This is a genomic window from Bradyrhizobium genosp. SA-3, assembly GCF_004212635.1.
Lineage (GTDB): Bacteria > Pseudomonadota > Alphaproteobacteria > Rhizobiales > Xanthobacteraceae > Bradyrhizobium.
This window is the reverse complement of the sequence record NZ_PSRT01000105.1, coordinates 1-24,619: the sequence shown is the minus strand read 5'-3', so window position 1 is coordinate 24,619 and position 24,619 is coordinate 1. Positions and strand designations below refer to the sequence as shown.

The window sequence follows — 24,619 nt, the reverse complement described above, 5'->3', positions numbered from 1 at the left end:
TGCCTTATGTGATGCCCGCCCGGCAGTGTCAGGCTTGATGCAAATTGCTAGTCGCCGTCATTGACTGCGATGTGAAGGATTTCCGTCAGGCGCACGACCTCGGGCCATTCGCGTTTCGGTTGATCTGCATGCAGCCGATGCATCGGCGCCGAAATTGTCATCACGCCGTCACTGCCGGACGCAATCGTTGAGTGAAGGCAGGGAGGCACAGCATGGACGCCCGCACGTCGCAACCGATGCATTCGAAACATCAGCCGCCCTCGCGGGGCTGGCGTCCGGAGCGCTGCGACCGCGTCGCGCTAGTGCTGCAAGGCGGCGGCGCGCTCGGCGCCTACCAGGCCGGCGTCTATCAGGCGCTGCACGAGGTGGGCATCGAGCCCGACTGGGTCTGCGGCGTCTCGATCGGTGCGATCAACTCCGCCATCATCGCCGGCAACAAGCCAGAGAAGCGGCTGGAGGCGCTGCGCATCTTCTGGGAGCGCATCACCAACCGCAAGATCTGGCACTACACGCCCGACGGCGATGTCTTCCGCCAGTGGCGCAATCTCTATAGCGCGTGGATGACGTCGGCGATGGGCCAGCCGGGCTTCTTCACCCCGCACCAGGTCAATCCCTGGCTCAGCCCGATCGGCGCACGCACGGCCACCAGCTATTACGACACGATGCCGCTCAGGGAGAGCCTGCTCGAGCTCGTCGATTTCGATCTCATCAACGAGAAGAAGGTCCGCTTCGCGGTCGGCGCGGTGAACGTGCTCTCCGGCAATTTCATCTATTTCGACAACGCCCATGACGAGATTGAGCCGGAGCACATCATGGCCTCCGGCGCCCTGCCCCCGGCGCTGCCGATGGTGCGGATCGGCACCGATCATTTCTGGGACGGCGGCATCGTCTCCAACACGCCGCTCCAGCATCTGCTCGACCAGGAGGACGCGCTCAATTCGCTGGTATTCCAGGTCGACCTCTTCAGCGCACGCGGCGTGCTGCCACGTTCGATCCAGGACGTCATGGCCCGCCACAAGGACATCATGTATTCCTCGCGCACCCGCCACAACACCGACGTCTATCGCCGCAGCCACAACCTCAAGGTCCTGCTCTACAAGGCGCTGGCAAAGCTGCCGGACGAGCAGCTCTCCGAGGAGGAGCGCAAGCTCAAGGCGAGCCTGCGCAACATGCCGGAGATCGCGATCCTTCATCTGATCTACCAGCAGAAGGCCTATGAGGGCGACGCCAAGGACCACGAGTTCTCGGGCACCTCGATGCGCGAGCACTGGACGAGCGGCTACGAGGACACCAAGCGCACCCTGAAGCGCCGCGACTGGATCAGGATGCCGGAGGAAGGCATGGGCCTCGTGGTGCACGACGTGCACCGGGAGACGGAGAGCGCGTGAGGCGCCTCCCGGCGAGCGCTCAAACAAATAGTGCGAAAACAACCCCATGCACAGTAGCCGGTGCGTGGCGGATCAATGACTTAGCCCAGTGCGTCCGCAACGCCGTTTGACACGTCGGGCAAAACAGGGGCATGATGCCATCATTGGCTATCTGCCCCATCGTCGTCTTCAACTTGCAGAATGGTCTCCGACAGCAGAGCGGCAGCCTTTTGAAGCGGCGGTATGAACCGGTCCAGTTCGACGAAGCTCACGCGCGCCACCGGCACAGAGACACCCAAGCAAGCTATCAATTCTCGATCCGGTGACAGAATGGGGACGGCACACCCCACAACTCCCTTCACATACTCTTCGTTGGTTTTGGCCCAGCCCCGTTGCCGCGTGTCCTCCAGGACCTTCATCAGCCCGTGGACGTCGACGATCGTCGTTTCCGTGAATTTGGTCAGAGGTAGTGCGCGGCACAACTTCGCCCGGGTGCGCTCGGGCAGTCTGCTCATGTAGATTTTTCCGGTCGACGTGCAGTGTAACGGCGCCGCCTCTCCCGGATTGAACTGAAGGCCTTGCGGCTCCGAAACACGAACGCTGTCGACATAGGCAACGAAATTGTCGCGTACGACGCCGATCTCGCATTGTTCGCCGATTTCTCCCGCAACCGCCCGAAGCACCGCATGCCGCCGCGCAGTGCGGAAGGCCGCTCCGATAACAGTGGCGGACAGTGTGACGAGCTGGTTTCCCACAACGTAACGCCTGGTCCCCAACGCCTTCTGAAGCAGTCCGCGGTCCTCGAGATTTCCGATCAACCTGTGTGCCGTTGGAAGAGGCAGCGAGAGAGCCTTTGCGATCTCTGCCGCTGAGACGGCTTTGCGTTGGTCGGCAACGTGTCGAACGATCGCAAAGACACGATCCAATGGCCCGTCCTTCTCGCTGCGCTTCGTCATTTTTCCCACCGGCCAAATTGGCAGCAAAATCAAGCTCTACTCCGCATATTATCATTTTTCGGAATAAAACATATTGAAAATCGACAAATTCGTTTGTCGAAATTCTGAAAGCTCATATTCTTGGCGTTGCCGGTGATTGACCAGAAATTGTGCAACGCAGTCTCGCCGTTCCCAGAATCTCGCTCCGCCGCTTGGCCGAGAGCCAAGTCCCGGCGGCGCGCCCAACAGGAGATGCGCATGTCTTGTCATTACGACGTGGACGCCGTGAGGAAGGAATTCCCCGCTGTCGAACGGATGGTCTATCTGGACTCCGGGTTTCAAACGCCGCTTGCGCGCCCGGTGAAGGCCGCGATGGAGCTTTTCCTTCGCGAGGGCTTCGAGACGGCGGGACCGAAGAGCGTCTGGCTCGACCGGGTGGAGCTGATCCGCGCCAAGGTCAGCCGCTTTCTCGGCGTGACCGCGGATGAAGTCGCCTTCACGAAAAACACGTCGGAAAGCATGAATATCGCGGCAAACGCACTGCCGCTCCGGGCCGGCGACAATGTTCTGATGATCCACGGCGATCATCCGAACAACGCCTACGCGTTCCTCCATCTGCAACGGAAGGGCGTCGAGGTCCGTCTTATTCCGATGACCGATATCGTCGATGCCGACAGCTTTGCTCCTTTCATCGACGAAAACACGCGCGCGATTTCGATGTCGCACGTCACGTTCCACGCCGGGCACCGCTTCGACATCGAGAGCGTCGGCGAAATGTGCGCCAGGAAGACACTCTACTTCGTCGTGGACGTGATGCAGTCGATCGGCGTCGTGCCCGTCAACGCGAAGGCGATTAGCGCGAGCTTCATCGGCTCCGGAAGCCACAAGGGATTACTGGTTCCGCAAGGGCTCGGGCTTCTCTATTGGGACAAGGCGCTCAAAGAGCTGGAGCCGGCCTATCTGGCTGCCGCGAGCCTCGCCGAGATCCCTGATGATCTCATCGCGCGCCCGGACAAGATGGCGCCCTCGCCCGCCGCCAAGCGCTTCGAGCTCGGCAACTTCAATCTGCCCGCGGTCCATGCGCTGGGTGCTTCCCTCGACATGATCGAGCAGATCGGGGTGCAGAACATCCAGAACCACTGCTTTGATCTCGGCGATCACCTCATCGCGCGCCTGGACGAACTGGACATCCGCCTCGTTGGCCCGCGCGAGCGAAAGCATCGCGCTCCGCATATCTACGTCATCGCCCTGCCCCCATCGAACTGGCTCGGCCATTTCGAGGAGAACGATGTGCGCGTGTCGCCCGAACGAGATGGCATTCGCATCTCGCTCGGCATGTTCAACACCGCCAACGACATCGATCGCCTGATCGACGTCATCCGTCGGCGAGGGCTCGGACGCCCTTCCGCCGCAGCTTGAATTCGACAAACGACGGAAAGGCAAAGACCATGAAGAAGCGTGTTCAGGTGCTCGGACTTCTCCCAGGACTCCTGGTTTCAGGACTCCTGGCCGTCAGCCCAAGCCCCTCCGCAGCAGCCGACAGCCCGACGCTTGATAAGATCAAATCCAGCGGCGCAATCACGATCGGCCACCGTGAGGCTTCGATACCGTTCTCGTACCTCGGGCCCGATCAGAAGCCCATCGGCTTCTCGCTCGATCTCTGCGCGGCGATCGTCGATCGCATCAAGGAGGAGCTGAAGTTGCCCAACCTCAAGGTCAACTACACGCCGGTGAATTCCTCGAACCGGATTCCGCTGATCCAGAGCGGAACGGTCGACATTGAATGCGGCGGCACTGCGAACGACAAGAAGCGGCAGGAACAGGTCTCGTTTTCCGTCGCGACGTTCGTCAGTCAGCCGCGATGGCTCGTCAAGGCCGCCAGTGGCGTGAAGGCCGCCGGCGACCTGAAAGGCAAGACGATTGTCGTCACGCAAGGCTCCAACGCGGTAGGTTTCGCGCAGAGCGTCAACGCCAAGGAGCACCTCGGCCTCAACATCGTCCAGGCCAAGGACCATGCTGAATCCTTCCTGATGTTGAACACCGGCCGTGCGGCCGCCTTCATGGAGGACGATATCCTCCTCGCCGGGCTCAAGGCTGCGGCGCCGAATCCGGATGCGCTCTTGTTCCTCCCCGAGGGTTACGCAAAGATCTATTATGGACTGATGTTCGCGAAGGGTGATGCCGGCTTCAAGCGCCTCGTCGACGACGTTCTTTCCAAACAAATGGCGTCCGGCCAATTCGAGAAGACCTACGCGAAATGGTTCACTAAGCCGATCCCGCCCAAGGGTGAGAACCTCGCATTCCCGCTCACGGACGAATTGATGGCACGGATCGCGCATCCCAGCGATGCCGTTGACTGATTGACGGAGCTGACCGCCTCGCTAGGAAATCCTCGTTCGCACCTGCAACCTGAGGGCTCGCGATGTTCGGAGTGCTTTTTGAACAGACGGCGGACGGACAGCGCTGTATCGACTGGCTTCTGTCGGGTCTCGGTTGGACGCTGGCTCTGGCCTTCTTCGGCTGGTGGATCGCCTTTGGCATCGGTGTGGTCGTCGGCGTGGGCCGCACAGTCCAGAATCGCTTCTTTTCGATCCTGGCTCGACTCTATGTCGAGATATTCAGAAACATCCCGGTCCTAGTGCAGATGTTCCTCTGGTACTTCGTTTTCCCGGAGGTTGTGCCCAGTGCGCTGGGCGATGCCATCAAGCAGATCCCGCCGCCCTGGGCATCGTTCTTCCCGGCACTCCTTTGCCTTGGACTCTACACGGCTTCCCGAATAGCCGAGCAGGTCCGGGCGGGTATCGAAGCGCTCCCAAAGGGACAGATCGAGGCGGCCAATGCTCTCGGCCTCAGTGGTTACCTCACCTATCGATATGTCGTCGTGCCGCAGGCCTTGCGCCTCATCGTACCGAGCCTCACCAGCGAAGTGATGGGCATATACAAGAACACCTCGGTCGCACTCACGATCGGCTTGATGGAGCTCACCGCCCAGGCGCGCCAGATCAGCGAGGCCACGTTCCAGACATTCTCGGCATTTGGCGCGGCGACGATCATCTACCTTTGTCTGGCGCTCGTTGCGTATCAGGCCATGACGTTCATCGACAAAGCAGTCCGCATTCCGGGGAGCGCTCCCGTCAAGCTCACTGCTGACCAGGATCTGGCCGCCGAGATGCAGCAAAGCGGCGCTCTGCCCGGCGCCATGGAGGTCGTGAAATGAACACCCTCGATTTCTCGATTCTAGCGCAATCCTGGCCCTATCTCTGGTCGGGCCTGCTGTTCTCGCTTGCGCTCACGGCCGCCGCATTCGCCATCGGCATGGTTCTCGGAACCTGCCTTGCGCTCGTACAACATTTCGAGATTCCGGTGTTCGCCCAGATCATCCGCGGCTACGTTGCGGTCATCCGGTCGATCCCGCTGATCCTCGTGCTGTTCTGGTTTTTCTTCCTGGTGCCAATCGTGCTTGGGCATCTCAGTGGCAACGGCCGCCCGATCCCGATCGGCGCCACCTATACGGCCTTTATCACCTTTGGCTTGTTTGAGGCGGCCTACTACTCCGAGATCATCCGTGTCGGGCTGCGGGCCGTGAACAAGGGCCAGTTCGAGGCCTGCCAGGCACTCGCGTTGTCCACCTATGATACCTACCGCCATATCGTCCTCCCGCAGGTCCTGCGCGTGGCCAGTCCGATCATCCTGAGCCAGACGATCATCCTGTTTCAGGACACTTCTCTGGTTTATGTGCTTTCGCTGACGGATCTTCTGGGCGCGGCTTCCAAGCTGGCGCAGCTCAATGGCCGCCTCGTCGAGATGTACCTCGTCGTAGCAGTGGCCTACCTCGCCATCAGTTCTGCAGCTTCCCAGTGTGTCGCTGCCCTTCGCAAACGATACGCTCTCGCCACCTCGCGATAACGCCTCGAATTTGGGAGACAACATGCCTCGAGAGACCTTGAGCGATGCCACGCAGCCCGGCGCAATTGTCGTCGTCGAGAATGTCATGAAGCGGTTCGGCGCGTTCACTGCGCTCAACGACATCAATCTCGAGGTCGGCAAGGGCGAGAAAATCGTTCTGTGCGGACCTTCGGGCTCCGGCAAGTCAACGCTCATCCGCTGCATCAACCATATCGAGAAGCACGACGAAGGCCGGATCATCGTCGACGGCGTCGAGTTGAGCAACCGCATCGCCGACATCAACAGTGTGCGCTGTGAAGTCGGCATGGTGTTTCAGAGCTTCAACCTCTTCCCGCATCTCACGGTAGCCGAGAACTGCATGCTGGCCCCGATGAAGGTTCGCGGCCTGTCGCAAGCAGAAGCGCGCGATCGCGCACTCGGCCTGCTGCGGAAGGTCCGCATTCAGGATCAGGCGGAGAAGTATCCCGCACAATTGTCGGGTGGTCAGCAGCAACGCGTCGCGATCGCGCGGGCGCTGTGTATGCAGCCCAAGATCATGCTGTTCGATGAACCGACATCCGCTCTCGACCCTGAGATGGTCAAGGAAGTGCTGGACACCATGGTGGAGCTGGCGCGAGACGGCATGACAATGGTCTGCGTGACGCACGAGATGGGATTCGCCCGCGAGGTCGCCGACCGGGTGGTCTTCATGGATCGTGGAAGCATCGTTGAGGAGGCAAATCCGGAAACGTTCTTTCGGGCTCCTCGCACGGATCGGGCGAAGGGCTTCCTGAACCAGATCATCCACTAGGCCCCTGCCCGGCTGACATCAAGGGTACGTCGCTAGACTCCCCGGCGCAAACGTGGACAATGCCCGGACGCACATCACGTCCGCAGTGCACACCAAGATGCGCCAGAGGAAACAAATGCCGGCTGCCTTCCCGTCGTCCCTACCCACCATCCCGACCGCTCCCTTGACCACCGAGATGCGCGATGCGTTGCGCGCGATCGTGGGCGAGAAGGGATTTATCGAGGACGAGCACGGCAAGCGGCCGTTCGTGACGGACTGGCGCGGATTGCTGGTCGGGGGTGCTGGCGCCGTCGTTCGTCCAGGCAGCACCGAGGAAGTGTCGAAAGTGGTCCGGCTTTGCCATGAGCACGGCGTCGCGATCGTGCCGCAGGGCGGCAACACCGGCCTGATGGGTGGGGCCACGCCCTGGCCAGTGCACACCGGCATCGTGTTGTCGCTCGGCCGCATGAACCGCATTCTGGAGGTCGATCCCGTCGGCTATTCGATGACGGTCGAGGCCGGCTGCGTGCTGCAGACGCTGCAGGAGACAGCAAGCAGTCACGACAGGTTCCTGCCCCTCAGTCTTGGCGCCCAGGGCTCGTGCATGATCGGCGGCAATCTGTCCACGAACGCCGGCGGCGTGCAGGTGCTGCGCTATGGCAATGCCCGCAATCTCGTGCTGGGGCTCGAAGTCGTCCTGCCCAATGGCGAGGTCTGGGACGGATTGCGTGCGCTCAAGAAGGACAACACGGGCTACGACCTCAAGCATCTGTTCATGGGCGCCGAAGGCACGCTCGGCATCATCACCAAGGCCGTCCTCAAGCTATGGCCCGCTCCCAAGGACGTCAGCACCGCGTGGCTGGCGATCCGGGATCCGCGCGCAGCCCTGGAGATCCTGTCCGAAGCGCACGCGGCGTCCGAGGACAATGTCGGCTCCTGCGAGCTGATGAGCCGCAGCGCCGTCGACATGGTGCTGCGCCATATCCACGGCACTCAGGATCCGCTCAAGGCGGATACGCCATGGTACCTCCTGCTCGAATGGTCGTCCGCGCGCCCACGCCGGGACGGGACTGAGGGCATGTCCGAGAAGATGGAGCAGTTTCTGGCCGATCAGCTCGAGGCCGGCCACGTGCTCGATGCGGCGTTCGCGCACACGGTCAGTCAGTCGCGCAACATGTGGCGCATCCGCGAGGGTGTTGCCGAGGCCTCACGGGCCGAGGGACCGGGGCTGAGCTACGACGTCTCGGTGGCGATCTCCAGGATTCCGGAGTTCATCGACAAGGGGCTCCATGCCGTGCTCGGCATTCTCTCGACTATCAGGCCCTACCCGCTGGGCCACATCGGCGACGGCAATCTGCATTTTTCGTTCATGGGGCCCAAGGGCATGGATCAGCAGACACTGACCCAATACAAGGGCGCCATCACGCGGGCCGTGAACGATCTCATCACCTCCATGGGCGGTTCGATCTCGGCGGAGCACGGCATCGGCATCGACAAGCTCGACGAGCTCAGTCATTACCGCTCGAAGACCGAGCTCGACATCATGCGCACGATCAAGCGCGCGCTCGATCCGCAAAACATCATGAATCCCGGCAAGGTGCTGCGGCTGTGACCGGTGATCAACAGGTCTTCTGCTGCAAATGCTGGACGCAGGTGCAGGTCGACGTCGCCGGATATTTCACGTCGTAATAGGGAAAGCTCGAGGTGGCCGGGCTGTTGGTCGAACAACGCGGGAACAGATAGTAGCTGTCGGACAGCTTCACGGTGCCGGCGATAGTGAAGCCGAGGTTGGGCGCATAGTCGTAGGACACCTCGCTCAGAATCAGCGAGATATTGGCGTTGCTGGTACCGCTCGGCGCGGTAAAGGATGACAAGGTCAGCTGCTGACCGACGGCTCTCGCTCCCGAGGAGCTCGTCGACTTGCTCCACTGCACCGTCGCCTTCCCCGCGCTGTCGGTCGAGACTTCCGAGACCGTGATCGTCATCAAGGAGGTCGAGCCGTTCTTGGTGGGATATGGGGCCATGATGGCGGTCGCCGCCGCGAGAATGCCGTCCATCTGAGACGAGGTCACCGCCGTGTTCTGCGTGATCATGTCGGCGACACTGTGCGCGGTCGCGCTGACCTTGACGTTCATGGCGAGGCCGTTGCCGATCTCGACACCGCCGACATAGAGCACCAGCATGAACGGCGCCACCATGGCGAACTCCGTCGCTGCAACGGCGCGGACATCGGTCAACAGGTGCCGAGCGCGAGACGACAGGGCGGAGATCATCAGGAAGCTCCTGGCTCGTTCTGGAACGCGCCGGACGACATGATCAGCCGGTTGCCGTTGCTGAGGTTCGAGAGATTGAAACCGAGCGGCCCGAGCACGACCGGCCACACATACATGACGCGGAGAACGACGATGTCGCCGGCATCGCCCGGATCGTACTGCCAGGTATTGGTGACCTTGCCAGAGCCGTCGAAGGTCAAGGTGGGCATCGCCGTGTTCGCGGACGTCCACGAGGTCGACACCTGCATGTCGACCATCAGGCCGCTGCAATTGAACAGGATCACGATCTGATCGCAGACCTTCTGCTTGAAAACCGCCTGCGTCATCTGCGCGGACTGAACCTGCCCGGTCATGACGAGGCGCGCCGACTGGCGCACGACGGATTCGAGCATCTGCTGGGCGAAGAAAACGAGGAACGTCTGAATGAGCGCGATGATGAGGGCAAGGAACGGCACGGCCACGAGCGCGAACTCGACGGCCGTGGCGCCCCTGCTGTCCCGCGCGAAAGCAGCTAAGCGATTGCGGCGTCTCTTGGTTGTTGCGGCGGGGCCGATCATGGCGCTTCTTCTCTATTGCACGAGGCTGGCTGTGCTGGACGCGACCTTGAGGAAAAGGTTCGTCAGCGCCGCGGAAATGTCGCCGCCGGTCTGAACACTGGCATACAGACCGGGCGAGGCGCATGATTCCAGCCGTTGCGCGATCGTGCCCGTGGACGAGGACGGATTGTTGAATTGCGCGATGCGCGTGTTGTACCAGCCGTCGGTCGGCAATTGCAGATACTCGGTGTAGAGCACCGCGATGCGAATGCCTCGGTTCTTGATCGTCGTGCATGCCGCGGTATTGAGCGGCTGCTGGCAGCGCACTTGCGTGGTGCCGACGGTTGGAAGCGGATAGGTGGCATTCGGATCGCAGCTTGCAGTCTTCGGGATCAGCTTGTCTTCGACGCCGTCGGTCACGAGGAACACGACCTCCTGCGGCGTATCGCCGGACTGGTTGGTGCCGCTGCCAGGCGCGGGCATGACGCCGTTGACGCCTGTCAGCCCACCTGAGATGTCCGAGCCGTAGTCGGTTGAGCAATTGCCGTAAATGACGCAGTTCTGGTGATCCACCGTCATGAGCTGAATGTTGCCGATCTTCGTGCCCGCGGTCGTGGGGGTCGTCAGCGTCTGGATCGCGTTGAAATTGTAGTCGAAGGTGTAGATGGCGGCCTTGTAGGTGGTGTTGTTGAGCGCCGCCATGCACTGCATGACGCCGCCCGACACACCCGACTGCGGGCACGACCAGGGCCCCACGAGCAATTGCTTGACGGCATTGGTCACGAGATCGATTCGCAACGTGATGTTGTTATTGCGTGCGACGGTGAGATTATCCTTGTTGGTCGAACTCGGATTCTGGTTATTGGGATGGGCTTCATGGCAGGCGAACGCGCAGTTTCTCGCGTATGAAGGCTGACTGCTCGTGGCCGTGATCATGTTGTTGATGTCGGTCTGCGTCGCAGCGATCGCCATCGACGGGGAATCGTCGAGCAGCAAATAGAAATTCATGTTGGGCGCGCTGGACGCCTTCGCCGTCGCCGAACCGGCGACCTGCCAGGTCTGCTTGCCGAGAACGCCAGGGAAATTGTTGATGGACTGCGCGGTGTAGGACACCGTGATGGTCCGCGCGAGGCCGGAATCGGTGACCGTGACCGTCGGTGTCGGCACCGACGACAGGCCGGGAAGATTCGCTTTCGCTGCGAAAACGGCTTCCGCGGTCGCCTTGACCACGGACGTGTCGGTCTGCGTCAGCATCGCCGGCCTCACGGCCGCGATCGCGGCGGCGTCGGCCGCTGCGTTCAATTGCTCGCGCTTGCGCAAGGCGAGCGTGTAGTCGAGCGTCATGCCCAGGAGAAAGACGGTCGGGACCATCATGAGCGCGAAGATAATGGCGACGTTGGCCTTCCGATCTCTGGCAAAACGGAGCACTACCCGGCGGAGCATGACCTTCATCCTGATTGCCGTCGTAGCGGCAAAAATACTTCCCTGAAATCTCACGATGCATGAGGCCGCAGCATTCCTGCCGCCGACCACCTGCGCATCGCAGGCCGGAATATGGATTTGGCCTTCTTAATCAACACTTACGTGCAATCCACAAACATGGACTGCGACAAATTGAGATGTCTCATATTGAGAAAGCATCATTAACGCCGCATAAACGCGATCATAGAGATCGCAGGGAGGAGCATCCGGACGGTCGGATGGCAGCCTCCAGGCCGGCGCCAGGCTGCGCCAATTCCTGTCGATTGAGGTGGATCGCAAGCGGCCGCAGGCCAGGATGACGGCATCCTGGCCTGGCTTGGCGCATCTGCCCTGAGACACGGAGGGCCCGCGGCTGCTCGGGCAAGCCGGCCGCTGATAATCCCGGAGAACGCTTGCAGCTCACTGGATCGCGGCCGCGATCTTCTCCGCCGACATCAGGACCGGGAAGTTGGTGTTGGCGCAGGGCACCACCGGGAAGATCGAGGCGTCGACGACGCGCAGGCCCTGCACGCCCTTGACGCGGCCCTGGTTGTCGACCACCGCCATCGGATCGTCGTACCGGCCCATGCGGCATGAGCATGAGGCGTGCCACACGCCGATCGTCGCCTTGCGCACGAAGGCTTCCAGCGCCTCGTCGTCATTCATCACCTGATCGAAGGTGAAGCCTTCGACCACGAAATTGTCGATCATGTAGTGACGCAGCGCCGCCGGCCCGTCCATCAGGGCCGCGGCGATCGTGGTGAGGATTTTGTTCTTGGTGTTGACCACGCCGATCTTGCGGACGCGATCGGTATAGGCGGCCGGGAATGGCTTGTCCGTCACCTTCCTGACGACCTCGCTCATCTGCACCGCCGCCATCTTGCGGAAGCCGCTCATCAGGCGATCGAGGTCGCGCCGGTCGGACAGCAGGTTGAACTCGACGATCGGCTCCGCGGAGGGATCGCGCGAGGCAAGCTTGACCTGTCCGGTTTCGGAATAGGTCTTGTTGACGAACGTCAGGAGCGAGCCGATCTGCGCGCCGACCGCGTGCCAGGCCGATTTGCTGATGACGACGACGAACATGTCGCCCTTCGGCACATCAGGCAGCCCGGAGGAATAACGCAGGCCCAGCTGCATGTGGCGCCGGGTGTGCTCGTTCATGCGCGCGCCGCGGCGGACGAAGGACGACAGCGAGATCGAGGGATGATCCATCAGGCGCTGGCCGACGCCTTGCAGTCCCACCAGCACGGGTATGCCCAGATCCTTGAGGTGACCGACCGGGCCGATGCCGGCGCGCAACAGATGCGCCGGCGAATGGATGGCGCCGCTGGAGAGAATGATCTCGCGGCCGCGGAATTCCTGCTCCCGCCGTCGACCACAGCCTTCACGCCGACGCATTGCGTGCCCTCGAACAACAGCTCCCGAACCTGCGTGTTGGTGGAGATGGTGAGGTTGGCGCGCTTGCGGGTGTCGCGATCGAGATAGCCCATGGCGGCCGAGACGCGCTGCTCGGCCTGGTTGGAATGCGTCACCGGGAAATAGCCGTCGACGAACTCGCCGTTCTGGTCGGGCACGAACTGATGGCCGGCCTGCTGGAAGGCCGCGGCGAAGGCCTGTGAATGCCGCGTCCAGTGCTCCCGCGGGATGCGGCGGACCGGGATCCTGCCGTCCTTGCCATGGTACGGCCCGTCGAAATCGAGGTCGCGCTCGATCTTCTTGAAGAAGGGCAGCACGTCGTTCCAGCTCCAGCCCTCGGCACCCCGCGCCTCCCATTCGTCGTAGTCGGTCGGCGCGCCGCGATTGGCCATCTGGCCGTTGATCGACGAGCCGCCGCCGAGCACCCGCGCCTGCTCGTATTTGCGTAGAGGCGGACGCCCCTCGTTCGGATTGTTGTGGCTGACAACTTGCGTCGTGACCTTGAGCTCGGTCCAGTGGAAGCGCGGATCGAAATAGGCCGTGCCCGGATAGCTGTCCCTGATCTCGGCCGGTTCGTTGCCCGGCGGCGTGTCCTGTCCGGCTTCGCACAGCAGGACCTTGTTGGCGCTCTTTGCGGAGAGCCGGTGGGCCAGCACGGACCCTGCCGAGCCGCCGCCCACGATAATGAAGTCATACACGATTGGCTCGTCCTCTTGTTCTTGCCGGAGGAGCGTAGCGCGTTATTGTTGTGAGGTCACGCCGCATGGATTCATTGCGCGCGTTCGTGGGAACGCGCGCTCAATCCGCAAACATCATGAATTTCGGCAAGGTGTGACAGCTCTAGTTGATGCCGGGCAATCCCGCTATTTTCTCAGCCGCGCGGGTTGACGACCGTGTAGCCCCGCAGCGAGCGCGCATGCATTCGCGTTGTGTGACCGCCCGAGTTGGCGTCGTACGCCATCCAAATATCGCCTCCGAGGTGCCGCTCCAGGACGAAGACATGCCCGCGCCGGGCCGCGACCATTCCCGGTGCCGGTGACGTGCGCGGAAAGCGCAGCCAGTTCACGGCGAGATTCAATTCCGGCACCACACGACCGAACACGCGCAGAGCCGCGCCGCAGCCGCAGAAGGATGATGGGCAACCGGCCGGCCGCCCCCCAATGATGCGCGTGCCGGAGACACTCGCCGCCGCGGTGCCGCCTGCGTCAGTCACTGTCAGCTGTGTCGAGCGATAGGCTTGTAGTGAGGATCTGGACGTCCGCTCACGGCGGGTTTGCGAATACGAGAAGTCGCAGGGCATCGTGACGTTGCATTCAGGTGCTTGATGAATGCGATAGGGCCGTGCTTCGGAAGCGATAGAGCTAAAGGCAACGAAAAGGCACGCAGAAAGAACTGACTTGAACATTGCAGGGCTCCAAATTGTGAAATCCCTGCCCCGCAGCGAGCAACCAATAACAGTTTGGCTGAAATCGGCCTAAAGAGCGGCTGAAAGTGGTTGCATTTGCGGGTTGGCCTCCGCAATCGTTGTAACCCAGACGTAGCGACCGAAATGATTAACTCGCAGAGAATGAACGGCGTGTCGTCGAAATTGAGAACTTGACCAATTGTGCATCAGCCACGGCTATGTCGCTGCAAACCGTGGTCAAGCATCCCCAGCTAGCGCGCAGGCGCGTGGGGAATTTCCCATCGCTCGAGACGATCGATTGATGCTTGCCGTTCGTGCTGGCCCAGCCAAATCGTGAGGAGGACCAGCGCGCCGGCGAGAGCGCCGATGCCGAAATACAAGCTCCTCATGCGCGACGAATGCGGCATGCGCGGAAAGGTTCCTCGCCTGACCGCTGCAATCACGGCTGAGCGCTACGGCCTGATCGAAAAATTCTCCGGCGGCCCGGGCTTACGCAGCGGCTCGGCCAGCCGGGCGAACTCGCACAGCAATGATCGCGTCTTCCTGGGATCGATGATCTCCTCGACCCAGAACTTTTCGGCCGAGCGGAACGGCGAGCGCAGCTTCTTGAGGCGCGCTTCGATCTCCTTCAGCTTCGCGGCCTTGTCCTCGGCCGCGTCGATATCGGCGCGGTAAGCGGCTTCGATGCCGCCTTCGAGCGGCAGCGAACCCCAATAGGCGGACGGCCAGGCGTAGCGGATCGAGAAGCGGTCGGCGGGCTGATGCACGACGCCGGCGACGCCGAAGGCGTTGCGCAGAATCACCGTGCACCAGGGCACGGTGGTCTGGTTCACCGCGGCCATGGCGCGGACGCCATGGCGGATGGTGGCCGCCTTCTCGGCGTCGAGGCCGATCATGAAGCCGGGGCAGTCCATGAGATAGACGACCGGCAGGTGGAAGGTCTCGGCGAAGTCGACCCAGCGCACCACCTTCTGGCAGGCATCTGCGGTCCAGGAGCCGCCATAATGAAAACTGTCGCTGGCGAGCAGCAGCACCGCCCTGCCCTCGAGCCGCGCGAGGCCGACGATGATTGGCTTGCCGAAATTCTTCGCGACCTCGAAGAACGAGCCCTTGTCGACGACGGCGTCGATGATCGGGCGCACCTTATAGACCTGCTTGCGGTTGCGCGGCACCGCACCCAGCAGCGCTTCCTCGGTGCGCTCCGGATTGTCGGTGCACGGCAAGGTCGGCGGCAGGTCGTAAACCGAGGACGGCAGATAAGACAGGAAGCGCCGCGCGCAGGCAAACGCCTCCTCCTCGGTCTCGACCGCATGATCGATCGCACCGGCGCGGGTCTGGATGTCGGCGCCGCCGAGCTCCTCCTTGGACAGGTCCTGTCCCAGCGCCTTCACCACCGGCGGGCCCGCAACGAACATCGCGGACTTCCGGGTCATGATGGAATAATGGCTGGCGGCAAGACGCGCGGCACCGAGGCCCGCGACGGAGCCAAGGCCGAGCGCGACGACCGGCACGCGCGACAGGTTCTCCGTCGTGAAGCGATACCAGCGCGTGCCGCCGATGCCGCCAGGCAGATTGGCCGCGCCCTTGGTCTCGATGGTCTTGACCGAGCCGCCGCCGCCGGAGCCCTCGATGATGCGGACGATGGGCAGCCGGAAGTCGTGCGCCATCTCCTCCGCCATCAGCGGCTTGGCCGAGATCGACGCATCCGCCGAGCCGCCGCGCACCGTGAAATCGTCGCCGACCACGACCACGGTACGGCCGTCGACGCGCGCGCGGCCGAACACGCAGTTCGCCGGCGTCACTTTCTGCAACTCGCCGCTGGAATCGTATTCACCGATGCCGGAGACGGCACCGATCTCGTGAAAGCTGCCTTTGTCGATCAGTCCGTCGATGCGCTCCCGAACAGTCAGCCGGCCCTGGTCATGCTGTCGCTTGACCTTGTCAACGCCGCCCATCTCCCGCGCGAAGGCTTCGCGCCGGGCGAGCTCGTCGAGTTCCGGCTTCCAGTTCATTCACTCCCTCCGAGTTGATCGGCTTGTTATTGTTGCGCACGGCCATTGCGACCGGCTTACGCGAGAGACGGTTGTTGAAGGCATCGCCCTCCGCGCCTTCCATCAGACTGCCGAGCGAGCGGCCGAGCGTGAGCATCAACGGGGCGACTTCGTCATGCAGCCGCTGCTCGTCATACATCGCAGCCAGCAGGCCGATCGTGATGACGACGAAGGTCTGGTACTGCGGCGACCAGATCGGCACCGCGAGGCCGTTGATGTGCGGACTCCACAAGCCGCAGGCCACGACATAACCGCGCTCGCGCAGCGACTGCCGGTTGGCCTCGATGCGGGGCCTGAGGATCTTCGCAGCCTCGGGCGCTTCCCGCTCCATGTCTGCAATGAAGGCGTCGCCGACCTCGGGCGACAGCGCCGCGGTGTAGGCCGCGCCTGCCGCGGTCGAAGCCATCGAGATGCGGCTGCCGGTGCCCTCGTGCAGGCCGAGCGCGCTCGCCGAGCGCGCAAACTGGAGATAGACGAGATGGAAGCGATCGGGAACGACGAAGCCGACCGTGCCCGGAAGCTGCTCGGCGACTTCCTGAAGTCGCTGGCGGATCATGCTGCGCAGCTGCGCGCCCTTCATCATCGAAGCGCTCATCGCCACCGCGCTGGGGCCGATGCGATATTTCTGATCGCGCGGCAGGTAGACGAGCTGGCCCATGCGGGTCAGCGTGTGCGTGAGCCGCGACACCGTCGAGCGCGGCAGACCGCAGCGATTTGAAATCTCGAGATTGCCGAGCCGCGCCTCGTGGCCCTCGAAGCATCGCAACACGTCGAACGCGCGCGACACCACCTGGATGACATCACCCTCACCGGCATCGCCAGCGAGCACACCTTGCCTACTCAACCGCTCCGATCGTCGTCCCATGTTCCCTACCAGCTTGTTTCGCTCTGCGGAATTAAATTCCACTTGCAGACGACGCTACCTCAGGCATCTTGCGACGACAACAAAAAGGGATGGCATGCCAGAAATTAAGATCGTCACGGAGGTCGCGGGGCGCATCTGCGCAACTCCCGTGCAAGTTGGAGGAACCGTCGCAGATGGCGATGACGTTGTGGTCGTCGAAGCCATGAAGATGGAGATACCCGTGCAGTCGCCCGCGAGCGGCACGATCACGTCGCTTCTGGTGAAACTCGACGACGTCGTTGCCGAGGGACAAGCGATCGCGATCGTCGCAAACTGACTGCATAATCCCTGGATTCCGCGACAATCTGTCAGCCTGGTTTCTGCATTCGCGTTCCGGCGTTGCCATCGCGGATGCCCGGTGACATGATCCGATTCAAGCAAGAAGGTCTTCGCGCTTAAGCGAAGATGATGGAGGGAAAACATGCTTCGTGGGCTGCTCATGCTCGCGCCTGCCTTGGTGGCGGGCATTTCTTTTGCGTCTACACGCTATGCGTTCGCCGAGGATATCAAGCTGCCGGCGACATTGACGTTCACCGCCTATGACACCGGCACCGCCGGCTTCAACATCGCGGTCGGCGTCGGCAAGATGATGAAGGACAAATACGGCACCGACGTGCGCGTGCTCCCCGCAGGCAACGACGTCGCCCGCCTCGCGCCGCTGCGCGCCAAGCGCGCAGCCTCCGCGGCGATGGGATCGGGGACCTATTTCGCGCAGGAAGGCGTGTTCGAGTTCGGATCGAAGGAATGGGGGCCGCAGCCGCTCCAGATCCTGCTGTCCACCGTCGACTGCAATTGCGGTTCGCTCGGCGTCGCTGCCGACACCGGCGTGAAGGAGCTGAAGGACCTCAGAGGCAAGCGCGTCGGCTTCGTCGTCGGCTCGCCGGCGCTGAACCAGAACTCGCTCGCGGTGCTCGCCTTCGCAGGGCTGACGCAGAAGGACGTCAAGGCCGTCGAGTTCGCAAGTTACGGCGCGATGTGGAAGGGCTTGATCAACAACGACGTCGATGCCGCGTTCGGCACCACCATCACTGGCCCCGCCAAGGAGGCCGAGACCTCGCCGCGCGGCCTGATCTGGCCGCCGCTCCCTGCCAAGGACAAGGAAGGCTGGGCGCGGATGCAGAAGGTCGGCTCGTTCTTCTTCCCGCAGCTTGCGACCTGCGGCGCCGGCATCTCGCCGGACAAGCCGGTCGAGCTCGGTAACTATCCCTATCCGATCTTCGTCGCCTACGCCGCGCAGCCGGCCGATCAGGTCTATGCGATCACCAAAACGATGATCGTCAACTACGACGCCTACAAGGATTCCGCGCCCGGCGCCGGTGGTCTTGCCGCCGACCGGCAGACCAAGAACTGGGTGGTGCCGGTACACCCCGGTGCGGTGAAGGCGCTCAAGGAGGCCGGGCAATGGAGCGATGCGCAGGAGGCGCACAACAACAAGCTGATCAAGCGGCAAGAGGTGCTTGGCGCGGCGTGGGCGGCGTACGGCAAGTCCAATCCGCCATCGGATGACAAGGCATTCCTCGACGGCTGGATGAAGGCCCGCGCGGCGGCGCTTGCGAAGGCCGACATGCCGAATGGATTTGAGGAATAGAGCGAATGGGCTCAGGCTTGATGCCAAGAAGGAGGTGCGCTCCCTCCCCCGCTTGCGGGGGAGGGTCGGGGTGTCTCCACAATCAAGAATCCCCAAGTGGAGAAAGCCCTCACCCGCGCCTTCGGCGCGACCTCTCCCGCAAGCGGGAGAGGTTGAGGAGCCCGCGGCCCGATCGCTTCAACCCACAACCATTCGCTTAGTCCGTATTTGCCAGCCCACACGCGGGATCGATGATGGCTTCTGCTTCCACCTCCACCGGCCCGCAGGACGAGGCCAAGCGGATCGTGTTCGACGATCCGCACGGCGCCGCCGCCAACATGCAGGAGGCGGAGGTCACGCGCGTGCGCACGCTGCGCGGCGCCTGGCGCTGGACGCTGGTGGTTGCAACCGCGGCAACCATCCTGCTCTGCATCAACCAGCAATTCTCGCTGCGATTCTTCATCGGCTACACCCAGCTCAACACGGAGTATTTCTATCTCCTGATCGCGTTGATGCTGCCGTTCACCTTCCTGATCTTCCCAGGGACTGAACGCGCCCCGCTCGACCGCATCCCCTGGTACGACCTCGTCTTGTTCGTCGCGACCTTCGCGGCGGCGCTGATGCTGATGTCGAACGTGCGCAAGGCGGCTGAGGCCGGCTGGGAGTTCGGCGGCGCGCCCAACAGCGTGATCGCGGCGGGCCTCGTGATGTGGGTGATGCTGATGGAAGCGCTACGCCGCACCGGCGGCTGGAGCCTTCTGCTGAGCGTCTTTCCCTTCACCGTCTACCCGCTGTTCGCCGAATCCAGCTGGCTCGGGCCGTTTCGCGGCACGCAATCGACGCTGGAGCAGGCAACCGCCTATCACGTGCTCTCAGGCGAGAGCCTGCTCGGCATTCCGATCCAGGCCTTCGCCGACACCGTGATCGGCTTCCTGGTGTTCGGCACCGCGCTGATGATGACCGGGGCCGGAAAATTCTTCATCAACCTCGCCTTCGCGCTGTGCGGCACCTTCCGCGGCGGTGCGGCGAAAGTCTGCATCTTTGCCAGCGGCCTGCTCGGCATGATGTCGGGCTCGATCATCTCCAACGTGCTCACCGCCGGTACCATGACCATTCCCGTCATGAAGAAGAGCGGTTTTCGCGCATCCTATGCCGGCGCGATCGAGGCCTGCGCCTCGACCGGCGCGGTGTTGGCGCCGCCGGTGATGGGTGCGACTGCTTTCGTGATCGCGCAATTCCTCAATGTCAGTTACGCCGATGTCGCGCTCGCCGCGATCATTCCGGCGGCCCTCTATTACGTCGGCCTGTTCATGCAGGTCGATGCCTATGCCGCGCGCCACGGGCTGAAGGGGATTCCGCGCGCCGAGCTGCCCCGCATCATGGATACGATCAAGGACGGCTGGTACTACGTCTTCGTGATCGCGCTCCTGATCGTGATGCTGCTCTACTTTAAGCGCGAGAGCCACGCGCCGTTCTACGCCACGGCACTGCTGCTGGTCCTCAACCAGTTCTTTTCCAAGGACACGCGCTGGACGTTTGCGACCATCGGCAAGTTCCTGGAGGTCAACGGCCGCACCTTCGTCGAGCTGGTCGGCATCCTCGCCGGCTGCGGCCTGCTGATCGGCGCATTCTCGATGACCGGCGTGGTGTCGAGCCTTGCCAACGATCTCCTGCACATTGCCGGCGACAATGCCTTCCTGCTGCTCGGCATGTGCGCCCTCACCAGCCTGATCCTCGGCCTCGGGCTGACGACCACGGCCTGCTACATCTTCCTCGCCATCCTGGTCGCGCCTGCGCTGGAGAAGCTCGGGCTCAATCGCATGGCCGTGCACATGTTCATCTTCTACTGGGGCATGCTGTCGTCGATCACGCCGCCGGTCGCCATCGCCTCCTTCGCCGCCGCAGGCATTGCCGGCTCGCCGGCAATGAAGACCGGGTGGGAATCGATGTGGGTGGGCAGCATCATCTACTTCATCCCGTTCTTTTTCGTGCTCAATCCGGCGCTGGTGCTGCAAGGCCCGAGCCCATACCTCGCCGGCCTCGGCCTGATGGGGCTCGCCGCGTTCGGCACGCTGTTCATCTGCGGCGGCATCCAGGGCTACCAGCCCTTCGTCGGGGACTTGCGCGGCGCTGGCGCGCTGGAATGGCCGATCCGTGTGCTGCTGGTGATCGGCGGCTTCGTGGTCGCGACGCCCGGCGGCGGGATCATGCCGCTGTCGCAGATGCAGGTGACGCTGCTTGGCCTCGCGATCCTCGTGCCCACGACTTTGCTCGCCCTTCTCCTGGTCCGCCGGCAGACCATCGTGCCGGACGGGTTGCGCGCGCCCTAATTGCGTTGCACAAGTGAGGCGATGAAGCCGCTATCGCCCGCCGCCTCCGCCTGGACCCGCTCGAAACCGCCCTTGCTGCGGTTTCTCGACAATTGCCTCAACGAATTCTCGGCCGAGACCTCAGGCAGCGTAGCCGACTACATCCCCGAGCTGAGCAAAGCCGACCCTGCCCATTTCGGCATCGGCCTCGCGACGTTGGACGGGCATGTCTACGAAGTCGGCGACAGCCGGGTGCCCTTAACCATCCAGTCGATGTCAAAGCCGTTCGTGTTCGCGCTGGCGCTGGATCTTTTGGGAGCAGGCAAGGTCGAACGTGCGATCGGAGTCGAACCCTCCGGCGATCCCTTCAACTCGATCCGGCTCAATTCCGAAAACCATCCGTTCAACCCGATGGTCAATGCCGGCGCGATCGCCTGCACCGGGCTGATCTACGACAGCAAGGGCGTGGACGCTTTCGAGCAGATCCGTCTTGCGCTCAGCCGTTTCGCCGGACGCGATCTCGCTGTCGATGAGGCGGTCCATGCTTCGGAAAGCCAGACCGGCGACCGCAACCGGGCCATCGGCTATCTCCTCAAGACCAACGCCGTGATCTCGGACAACGTCGCGGCCGTGCTCGACGTCTATTTCAGGCAATGCGCCGTGCTGGTCACGGCGCGCGACATCGCGGTGATGGCGGCTACGCTCGCCAATCGCGGCGTCAATCCGCTGACGGGCGAGCAGGTGCTGACGCCCTACGCGATCTCGCGCACACTCTCGGTGATGACCTCGTCGGGCATGTATGACTATGCCGGCGAATGGATCTACCGGATCGGCATCCCGGCCAAGAGCGGCGTCGGCGGCGGCATCCTCGCCGCGCTCCCTGCCCGGCTCGGGCTCGGTAGCTATTCGCCCGAGCTCGACAAGCACGGCAACAGCGTGCGCGGCATCAAGGTCTGCGAGGCGCTGTCCTCGCATTACGATCTGCACATGCTCAACCGCAGCGACGATGCGCGCAACGCCGTCATCGCCGACTACGACATCGGCAAGAGCCCGTCGCGGCGCGTGCGCCGGCCGCAGGAGCGCGAAATTCTGGCGGCGCACGAGCAGGAGGTGCGGGTCATCGAGCTGGTCGGCACGCTGTCGCTATCGGCGGTCGACTACATCTCGCGCCGGCTCGCAGGCCGGCCGCGGCCACAATTCGTGATCTTCGATCTGCACCGCGTCACCTCCACCACGCGCGCCGGTGCGCGCCTCGTCGCCGAAGCCTTCGAGGAGCTCGCGGCGCTGAACGTCACGGTGGTGCTGTCCGGCGTCCGGCGCGCCTCCAAGGAATGGGACAGCTTGCGGGAATGGACGGCGGAGCTGAAGAACGTCCGCGACTTCTACCTGCTCGACACCGCGATCGAATGGGCCGAAGACCAGCTCGTCTACCGCTATGGCGGCTCGATCGACTTCCACGAGACCACCGAGCTTGCCGAGCAGCCGCTGCTCGCGGGACTGAGCGAGGACGAGCTGACCGATCTTGCCGCAATCTGCGCCGTCAGGAGTTATCCGTCCGGCGCAAAGATCGTCACGACCGGCGATGTCGCCGACGCCGTGTTCTTCCTGCGCAGCGGCGCGGTCCACGTCACGCTGCCTGATGGCATCAGGCTGGCAACACTCACTGCCGGCATGGCCTTTGGCGAGATGGCGCTGCTGGAGGCAACGCGCTCTGCCGACGTATTCGCGGACATGGCAGCAACCGTTTTCGAGGTGCCTTTGACGGGTTTCGAGCACTTCCGAGAGCAGCATCCCCGCGCCAGCGAGCGCATCATGCGCAATCTCGCGCAGCTATTGGCCGACCGCTTGATCGTGGCGAACGCGAAGGTGGATATTCTGACGTCGACGTGAGCGCCGGCGCTACTTCACCTCTCCCCGACTGGTAGGGCTATCGCATACGACATTTCGCGCGACCTGAGCGCGCGCCTCGTCCTTCGAGACGACCGCTTCGCGGTCTCCTCAGGATGAGGCTAAGCGGCGTCGCTGCCCGTTGAAACTGCGACCACGCACTCGGTCCTCATCCTGAGGGCCCGCCAACGGCGGGCGTCTCGAAGGATGGCCAGAGAAATCGCTCCCATATGCGATTGCCATGTCCCGACGAGGAAAGGTCCAGCCCGCCTCGCCTCAGCGGCTCGCGGCCTCGCGCAGCCGCCGGTTGATCCTGGCTGCGCTCGCCTTGAGCACTTCGGATGGCTGCTGGCCGGTCGCCGCACACAGGCAAGCCCAGTAATAGACGACATCGCCGAGCTCATCGACGAGACCTGCCTGATCCAGCCAGCCGTCGCGGAGCAGCTTCTTGATGTGATCGGCGACCTCGCCGGCTTCGCCGGCAAGGCCGAGACCGAGATAGGATAGCCGCTCGTTGGACGGATGCTCTTCGACTTTCGCAATGCTCGCGGCCCAGGCCGCATATTCATCGATCGTCATCGGCATCCCTCGCCGCTTCTAATCGGATCAGCCCACCACTTCCGTCACCGGCTGCAGGTCGATCTCGAACGTCTCCAGGAATTTCGAGGTCATGATGTAGAAGCCGACCGAGAGCTGGAGCTCGACCAGCGCGGCCGGCGTCAGCTTCGATGCGATCGCCTTGAAGGTCGCATCCGTCGGCTTGTTCAGTTTCACGATCTCATCGGTGAAGGCGAGCGCGGCGCGCTGCACCTCGTTGAAGCAGCTCGCCGCCTGCCAGTTTGCGAGCGCCTCGTTCTGCTCGTCGGTGACACCGACATTCTTGCCGATGCGCTTGTGCGCGACGATCTCGTACGGCGCCTCGCACAGAATGCCGGTGCGCGTGATCGCAAGCTCGCGTACCACCGGATCGAGCTCGCCCTTGTGGCGGATGGCGCCGCCAAGGCGGCAGTACTGCTCGAAGTAGCTCGGCGAGTGCGCCATCATGCGGAAAATATTGGCGTTGCGGTTCTTGTCGAGGATTTCGCGGGTGCGGTCGGAGGCCTTGGACGGGTCGCTGTACTGAATGCGGGCCATGATTTTCCTGAAGTTTTCCCTGAAGTTTGTCTCTAAAGTTTTCTTGGGCTTTTGATGCTTTTTGTCGTTGCCGGTGAGATTTCCCCGAAACTCTATTCTTGCGCCGACGCAGGAGCAACATCATCGAGTCAAATTGCCGCCGCATTGCTGATCGACCCTGACACAGTCGATATTCGCCGCGTGGGGACAAATTGCGGTGGATACTCGTGAGTGGGGTGTTCCGAGTAAAACAATTGGCCGTCTTTGCGCTCACCACGCAACGATGAGTCACGCCCAAGTCTAGGGAGAACAAGGCATGAAGGAAGCCACCAAGGGGGCGGCCTCGGGAGCGCTCGCGCATATGCTGGCGGTGACGGCGATGCTCGTCATCGCCAGCATCTTGTTCTACGGGCGTTAGAGCATGATCCGGAAAAGTGTGTAGCGGTTTTCCGAAAAGATCATGCTGAAACAATAACCTAAAGCGCGATGACGATTCATCCTAATCTCGTCGCGCTTTAGTTGGAGCTTTAGAGTTTTCGTCATTCCGGGGTGGCCCTCGCACAGGCCAGGCCCAGAAATCCCGTTCCAGGCTCGGTCCTTTGGACCGCCCCCGAATGACGAATCCCTCTGCTCGTCCCTGTAGCCCGGATGAAGCGAAGCGCAATCCGGGAAATCCAACCGCGAGGTGAGAACCCCGGATTTCGCTGCGCTCCATCCGGG

General features: G+C 62.7%; 20 protein-coding genes and 1 pseudogene. 11 read left to right on the top strand and 10 right to left on the bottom strand.

The window, feature by feature from the left end; all coding sequences use genetic code 11:
* Nucleotides 1–212: 212 nt before the first annotated feature.
* A complete protein-coding gene (locus tag CWO91_RS30070) occupies nucleotides 213–1,388 on the top strand; it encodes a patatin-like phospholipase family protein (protein WP_130218783.1) in 1,176 nt (391 codons plus the stop codon).
* 140 nt (nucleotides 1,389–1,528) lie between these two features.
* Here CWO91_RS30070 and CWO91_RS30065 read toward each other — a convergent pair whose 3' ends face one another.
* Nucleotides 1,529–2,323, bottom strand: a complete 795-nt coding sequence (locus tag CWO91_RS30065; protein WP_130218781.1) for an IclR family transcriptional regulator — start codon at nucleotides 2,321–2,323, stop codon at nucleotides 1,529–1,531.
* A 237-nt stretch (nucleotides 2,324–2,560) separates the two neighbouring features.
* Between CWO91_RS30065 and CWO91_RS30060 the strand changes: the two genes are divergently transcribed.
* The 6 genes from CWO91_RS30060 to CWO91_RS30035 all read left to right on the top strand — a co-directional run bounded on the left by CWO91_RS30060 (nucleotide 2,561) and on the right by CWO91_RS30035 (nucleotide 8,589).
* A complete protein-coding gene (locus CWO91_RS30060) occupies nucleotides 2,561–3,721 on the top strand; it encodes an aminotransferase class V-fold PLP-dependent enzyme (protein WP_208753083.1) in 1,161 nt (386 codons plus the stop codon).
* A 29-nt stretch (nucleotides 3,722–3,750) separates the two neighbouring features.
* Nucleotides 3,751–4,662 carry an amino acid ABC transporter substrate-binding protein gene (locus CWO91_RS30055; protein WP_130218777.1) on the top strand — a complete coding sequence of 304 codons (912 nt, stop codon included), beginning with the start codon at nucleotides 3,751–3,753 and terminating at the stop codon, nucleotides 4,660–4,662.
* A 62-nt stretch (nucleotides 4,663–4,724) separates the two neighbouring features.
* Entirely contained in the window at nucleotides 4,725–5,519 is a 795-nt protein-coding gene (locus tag CWO91_RS30050; RefSeq protein ID WP_130218776.1) for an amino acid ABC transporter permease, read from the top strand.
* Nucleotides 5,516–6,208, top strand: coding sequence for an amino acid ABC transporter permease (locus tag CWO91_RS30045; protein WP_130218774.1), 693 nt, complete (start codon nucleotides 5,516–5,518; stop codon nucleotides 6,206–6,208). The genes CWO91_RS30050 and CWO91_RS30045 overlap by 4 nt, the downstream gene beginning before the upstream one ends.
* A gap of 22 nt (nucleotides 6,209–6,230) precedes the next feature.
* Nucleotides 6,231–6,998, top strand: coding sequence for an amino acid ABC transporter ATP-binding protein (locus CWO91_RS30040; protein ID WP_130218772.1), 768 nt, complete (start codon nucleotides 6,231–6,233; stop codon nucleotides 6,996–6,998).
* Nucleotides 6,999–7,113: 115 nt separating this feature from the next.
* A complete protein-coding gene (locus CWO91_RS30035; protein ID WP_130218770.1) occupies nucleotides 7,114–8,589 on the top strand; it encodes an FAD-binding oxidoreductase in 1,476 nt (491 codons plus the stop codon).
* Between the two features lie 7 nt (nucleotides 8,590–8,596).
* On the opposite strand, the gene CWO91_RS30030 is transcribed toward CWO91_RS30035, so the two are convergent.
* From CWO91_RS30030 to CWO91_RS30000, 7 genes and pseudogenes are all read right to left on the bottom strand, one after another.
* Nucleotides 8,597–9,250 (bottom strand): TadE/TadG family type IV pilus assembly protein, encoded by a 654-nt coding sequence (locus CWO91_RS30030; protein WP_130218768.1) that lies wholly within the window; start codon nucleotides 9,248–9,250, stop codon nucleotides 8,597–8,599.
* Nucleotides 9,250–9,807, bottom strand: a complete 558-nt coding sequence (locus tag CWO91_RS30025) for a TadE/TadG family type IV pilus assembly protein (RefSeq protein WP_130218766.1) — start codon at nucleotides 9,805–9,807, stop codon at nucleotides 9,250–9,252. Before CWO91_RS30025 ends, CWO91_RS30030 begins: the two co-directional genes overlap by 1 nt.
* A gap of 12 nt (nucleotides 9,808–9,819) precedes the next feature.
* A complete protein-coding gene (locus CWO91_RS30020; protein WP_165405815.1) occupies nucleotides 9,820–11,229 on the bottom strand; it encodes a TadE/TadG family type IV pilus assembly protein in 1,410 nt (469 codons plus the stop codon).
* A gap of 438 nt (nucleotides 11,230–11,667) precedes the next feature.
* Nucleotides 11,668–13,361 (bottom strand): annotated as a pseudogene (locus CWO91_RS45285) (GMC family oxidoreductase).
* A 173-nt stretch (nucleotides 13,362–13,534) separates the two neighbouring features.
* The gene (locus CWO91_RS30010; protein ID WP_165405814.1) at nucleotides 13,535–14,068 is read right to left on the bottom strand and encodes a hypothetical protein; all 534 of its coding nucleotides are present in this window, start codon (nucleotides 14,066–14,068) and stop codon (nucleotides 13,535–13,537) included.
* A 452-nt stretch (nucleotides 14,069–14,520) separates the two neighbouring features.
* On the bottom strand, nucleotides 14,521–16,080 hold the full coding sequence (locus CWO91_RS30005) for an acyl-CoA carboxylase subunit beta (protein ID WP_130218762.1): 1,560 nt from the start codon (nucleotides 16,078–16,080) through the stop codon (nucleotides 14,521–14,523).
* Entirely contained in the window at nucleotides 16,010–16,984 is a 975-nt protein-coding gene (locus tag CWO91_RS30000; RefSeq protein WP_165405812.1) for an IclR family transcriptional regulator, read from the bottom strand. The genes CWO91_RS30005 and CWO91_RS30000 overlap by 71 nt, the downstream gene beginning before the upstream one ends.
* 94 nt (nucleotides 16,985–17,078) lie before the next feature.
* On the opposite strand from CWO91_RS30000, the gene CWO91_RS29995 reads away from it, so the two are divergent.
* From CWO91_RS29995 to glsA, 4 genes are all read left to right on the top strand, one after another.
* Nucleotides 17,079–17,300 carry a biotin/lipoyl-containing protein gene (locus CWO91_RS29995; protein WP_128934384.1) on the top strand — a complete coding sequence of 74 codons (222 nt, stop codon included), beginning with the start codon at nucleotides 17,079–17,081 and terminating at the stop codon, nucleotides 17,298–17,300.
* A 144-nt stretch (nucleotides 17,301–17,444) separates the two neighbouring features.
* Complete coding sequence (locus CWO91_RS29990; RefSeq protein WP_130218760.1) at nucleotides 17,445–18,611, top strand: TAXI family TRAP transporter solute-binding subunit; 1,167 nt, start codon at nucleotides 17,445–17,447, stop codon at nucleotides 18,609–18,611.
* Nucleotides 18,612–18,844: 233 nt separating this feature from the next.
* Complete coding sequence (locus tag CWO91_RS29985; protein ID WP_130218758.1) at nucleotides 18,845–20,920, top strand: TRAP transporter permease; 2,076 nt, start codon at nucleotides 18,845–18,847, stop codon at nucleotides 20,918–20,920.
* 21 nt (nucleotides 20,921–20,941) lie between these two features.
* A complete protein-coding gene (gene glsA / locus CWO91_RS29980) occupies nucleotides 20,942–22,789 on the top strand; it encodes a glutaminase A (RefSeq protein WP_130218756.1) in 1,848 nt (615 codons plus the stop codon).
* A gap of 273 nt (nucleotides 22,790–23,062) precedes the next feature.
* Here glsA and CWO91_RS29975 read toward each other — a convergent pair whose 3' ends face one another.
* Nucleotides 23,063–23,365: a nucleoside triphosphate pyrophosphohydrolase family protein gene (locus CWO91_RS29975; RefSeq protein WP_165405810.1), complete on the bottom strand. Its 303-nt coding sequence runs from the start codon at nucleotides 23,363–23,365 to the stop codon at nucleotides 23,063–23,065.
* A 27-nt stretch (nucleotides 23,366–23,392) separates the two neighbouring features.
* A complete protein-coding gene (locus CWO91_RS29970; RefSeq protein ID WP_128938616.1) occupies nucleotides 23,393–23,920 on the bottom strand; it encodes a carboxymuconolactone decarboxylase family protein in 528 nt (175 codons plus the stop codon).
* Nucleotides 23,921–24,619: the final 699 nt, after the last annotated feature.

What these genes read in the sequence shown, in the direction of transcription:
- CWO91_RS30020 (WP_165405815.1), bottom strand. Translation starts at nt 11,229, where the DNA reads ATGCTCCGCCGGGTAGTGCTCCGTTTTGCCAGAGATCGGAAGGCCAAC.
- CWO91_RS30045 (WP_130218774.1), top strand. Translation starts at nt 5,516, where the DNA reads ATGAACACCCTCGATTTCTCGATTCTAGCGCAATCCTGGCCCTATCTC.
- CWO91_RS30025 (WP_130218766.1), bottom strand. Translation starts at nt 9,807, where the DNA reads ATGATCGGCCCCGCCGCAACAACCAAGAGACGCCGCAATCGCTTAGCT.
- CWO91_RS30000 (WP_165405812.1), bottom strand. Translation starts at nt 16,984, where the DNA reads ATGGGACGACGATCGGAGCGGTTGAGTAGGCAAGGTGTGCTCGCTGGC.
- CWO91_RS30010 (WP_165405814.1), bottom strand. Translation starts at nt 14,068, where the DNA reads ATGTTCAAGTCAGTTCTTTCTGCGTGCCTTTTCGTTGCCTTTAGCTCT.
- CWO91_RS29970 (WP_128938616.1), bottom strand. Translation starts at nt 23,920, where the DNA reads ATGGCCCGCATTCAGTACAGCGACCCGTCCAAGGCCTCCGACCGCACC.
- CWO91_RS29975 (WP_165405810.1), bottom strand. Translation starts at nt 23,365, where the DNA reads ATGACGATCGATGAATATGCGGCCTGGGCCGCGAGCATTGCGAAAGTC.
- glsA (WP_130218756.1), top strand. Translation starts at nt 20,942, where the DNA reads ATGAAGCCGCTATCGCCCGCCGCCTCCGCCTGGACCCGCTCGAAACCG.
- CWO91_RS29995 (WP_128934384.1), top strand. Translation starts at nt 17,079, where the DNA reads ATGCCAGAAATTAAGATCGTCACGGAGGTCGCGGGGCGCATCTGCGCA.
- CWO91_RS30060 (WP_208753083.1), top strand. Translation starts at nt 2,561, where the DNA reads ATGTCTTGTCATTACGACGTGGACGCCGTGAGGAAGGAATTCCCCGCT.
- CWO91_RS30005 (WP_130218762.1), bottom strand. Translation starts at nt 16,080, where the DNA reads ATGAACTGGAAGCCGGAACTCGACGAGCTCGCCCGGCGCGAAGCCTTC.
- CWO91_RS30065 (WP_130218781.1), bottom strand. Translation starts at nt 2,323, where the DNA reads ATGACGAAGCGCAGCGAGAAGGACGGGCCATTGGATCGTGTCTTTGCG.
- CWO91_RS30030 (WP_130218768.1), bottom strand. Translation starts at nt 9,250, where the DNA reads ATGATCTCCGCCCTGTCGTCTCGCGCTCGGCACCTGTTGACCGATGTC.
- CWO91_RS29985 (WP_130218758.1), top strand. Translation starts at nt 18,845, where the DNA reads ATGGCTTCTGCTTCCACCTCCACCGGCCCGCAGGACGAGGCCAAGCGG.
- CWO91_RS29990 (WP_130218760.1), top strand. Translation starts at nt 17,445, where the DNA reads ATGCTTCGTGGGCTGCTCATGCTCGCGCCTGCCTTGGTGGCGGGCATT.
- CWO91_RS30055 (WP_130218777.1), top strand. Translation starts at nt 3,751, where the DNA reads ATGAAGAAGCGTGTTCAGGTGCTCGGACTTCTCCCAGGACTCCTGGTT.
- CWO91_RS30050 (WP_130218776.1), top strand. Translation starts at nt 4,725, where the DNA reads ATGTTCGGAGTGCTTTTTGAACAGACGGCGGACGGACAGCGCTGTATC.
- CWO91_RS30040 (WP_130218772.1), top strand. Translation starts at nt 6,231, where the DNA reads ATGCCTCGAGAGACCTTGAGCGATGCCACGCAGCCCGGCGCAATTGTC.
- CWO91_RS30070 (WP_130218783.1), top strand. Translation starts at nt 213, where the DNA reads ATGGACGCCCGCACGTCGCAACCGATGCATTCGAAACATCAGCCGCCC.
- CWO91_RS30035 (WP_130218770.1), top strand. Translation starts at nt 7,114, where the DNA reads ATGCCGGCTGCCTTCCCGTCGTCCCTACCCACCATCCCGACCGCTCCC.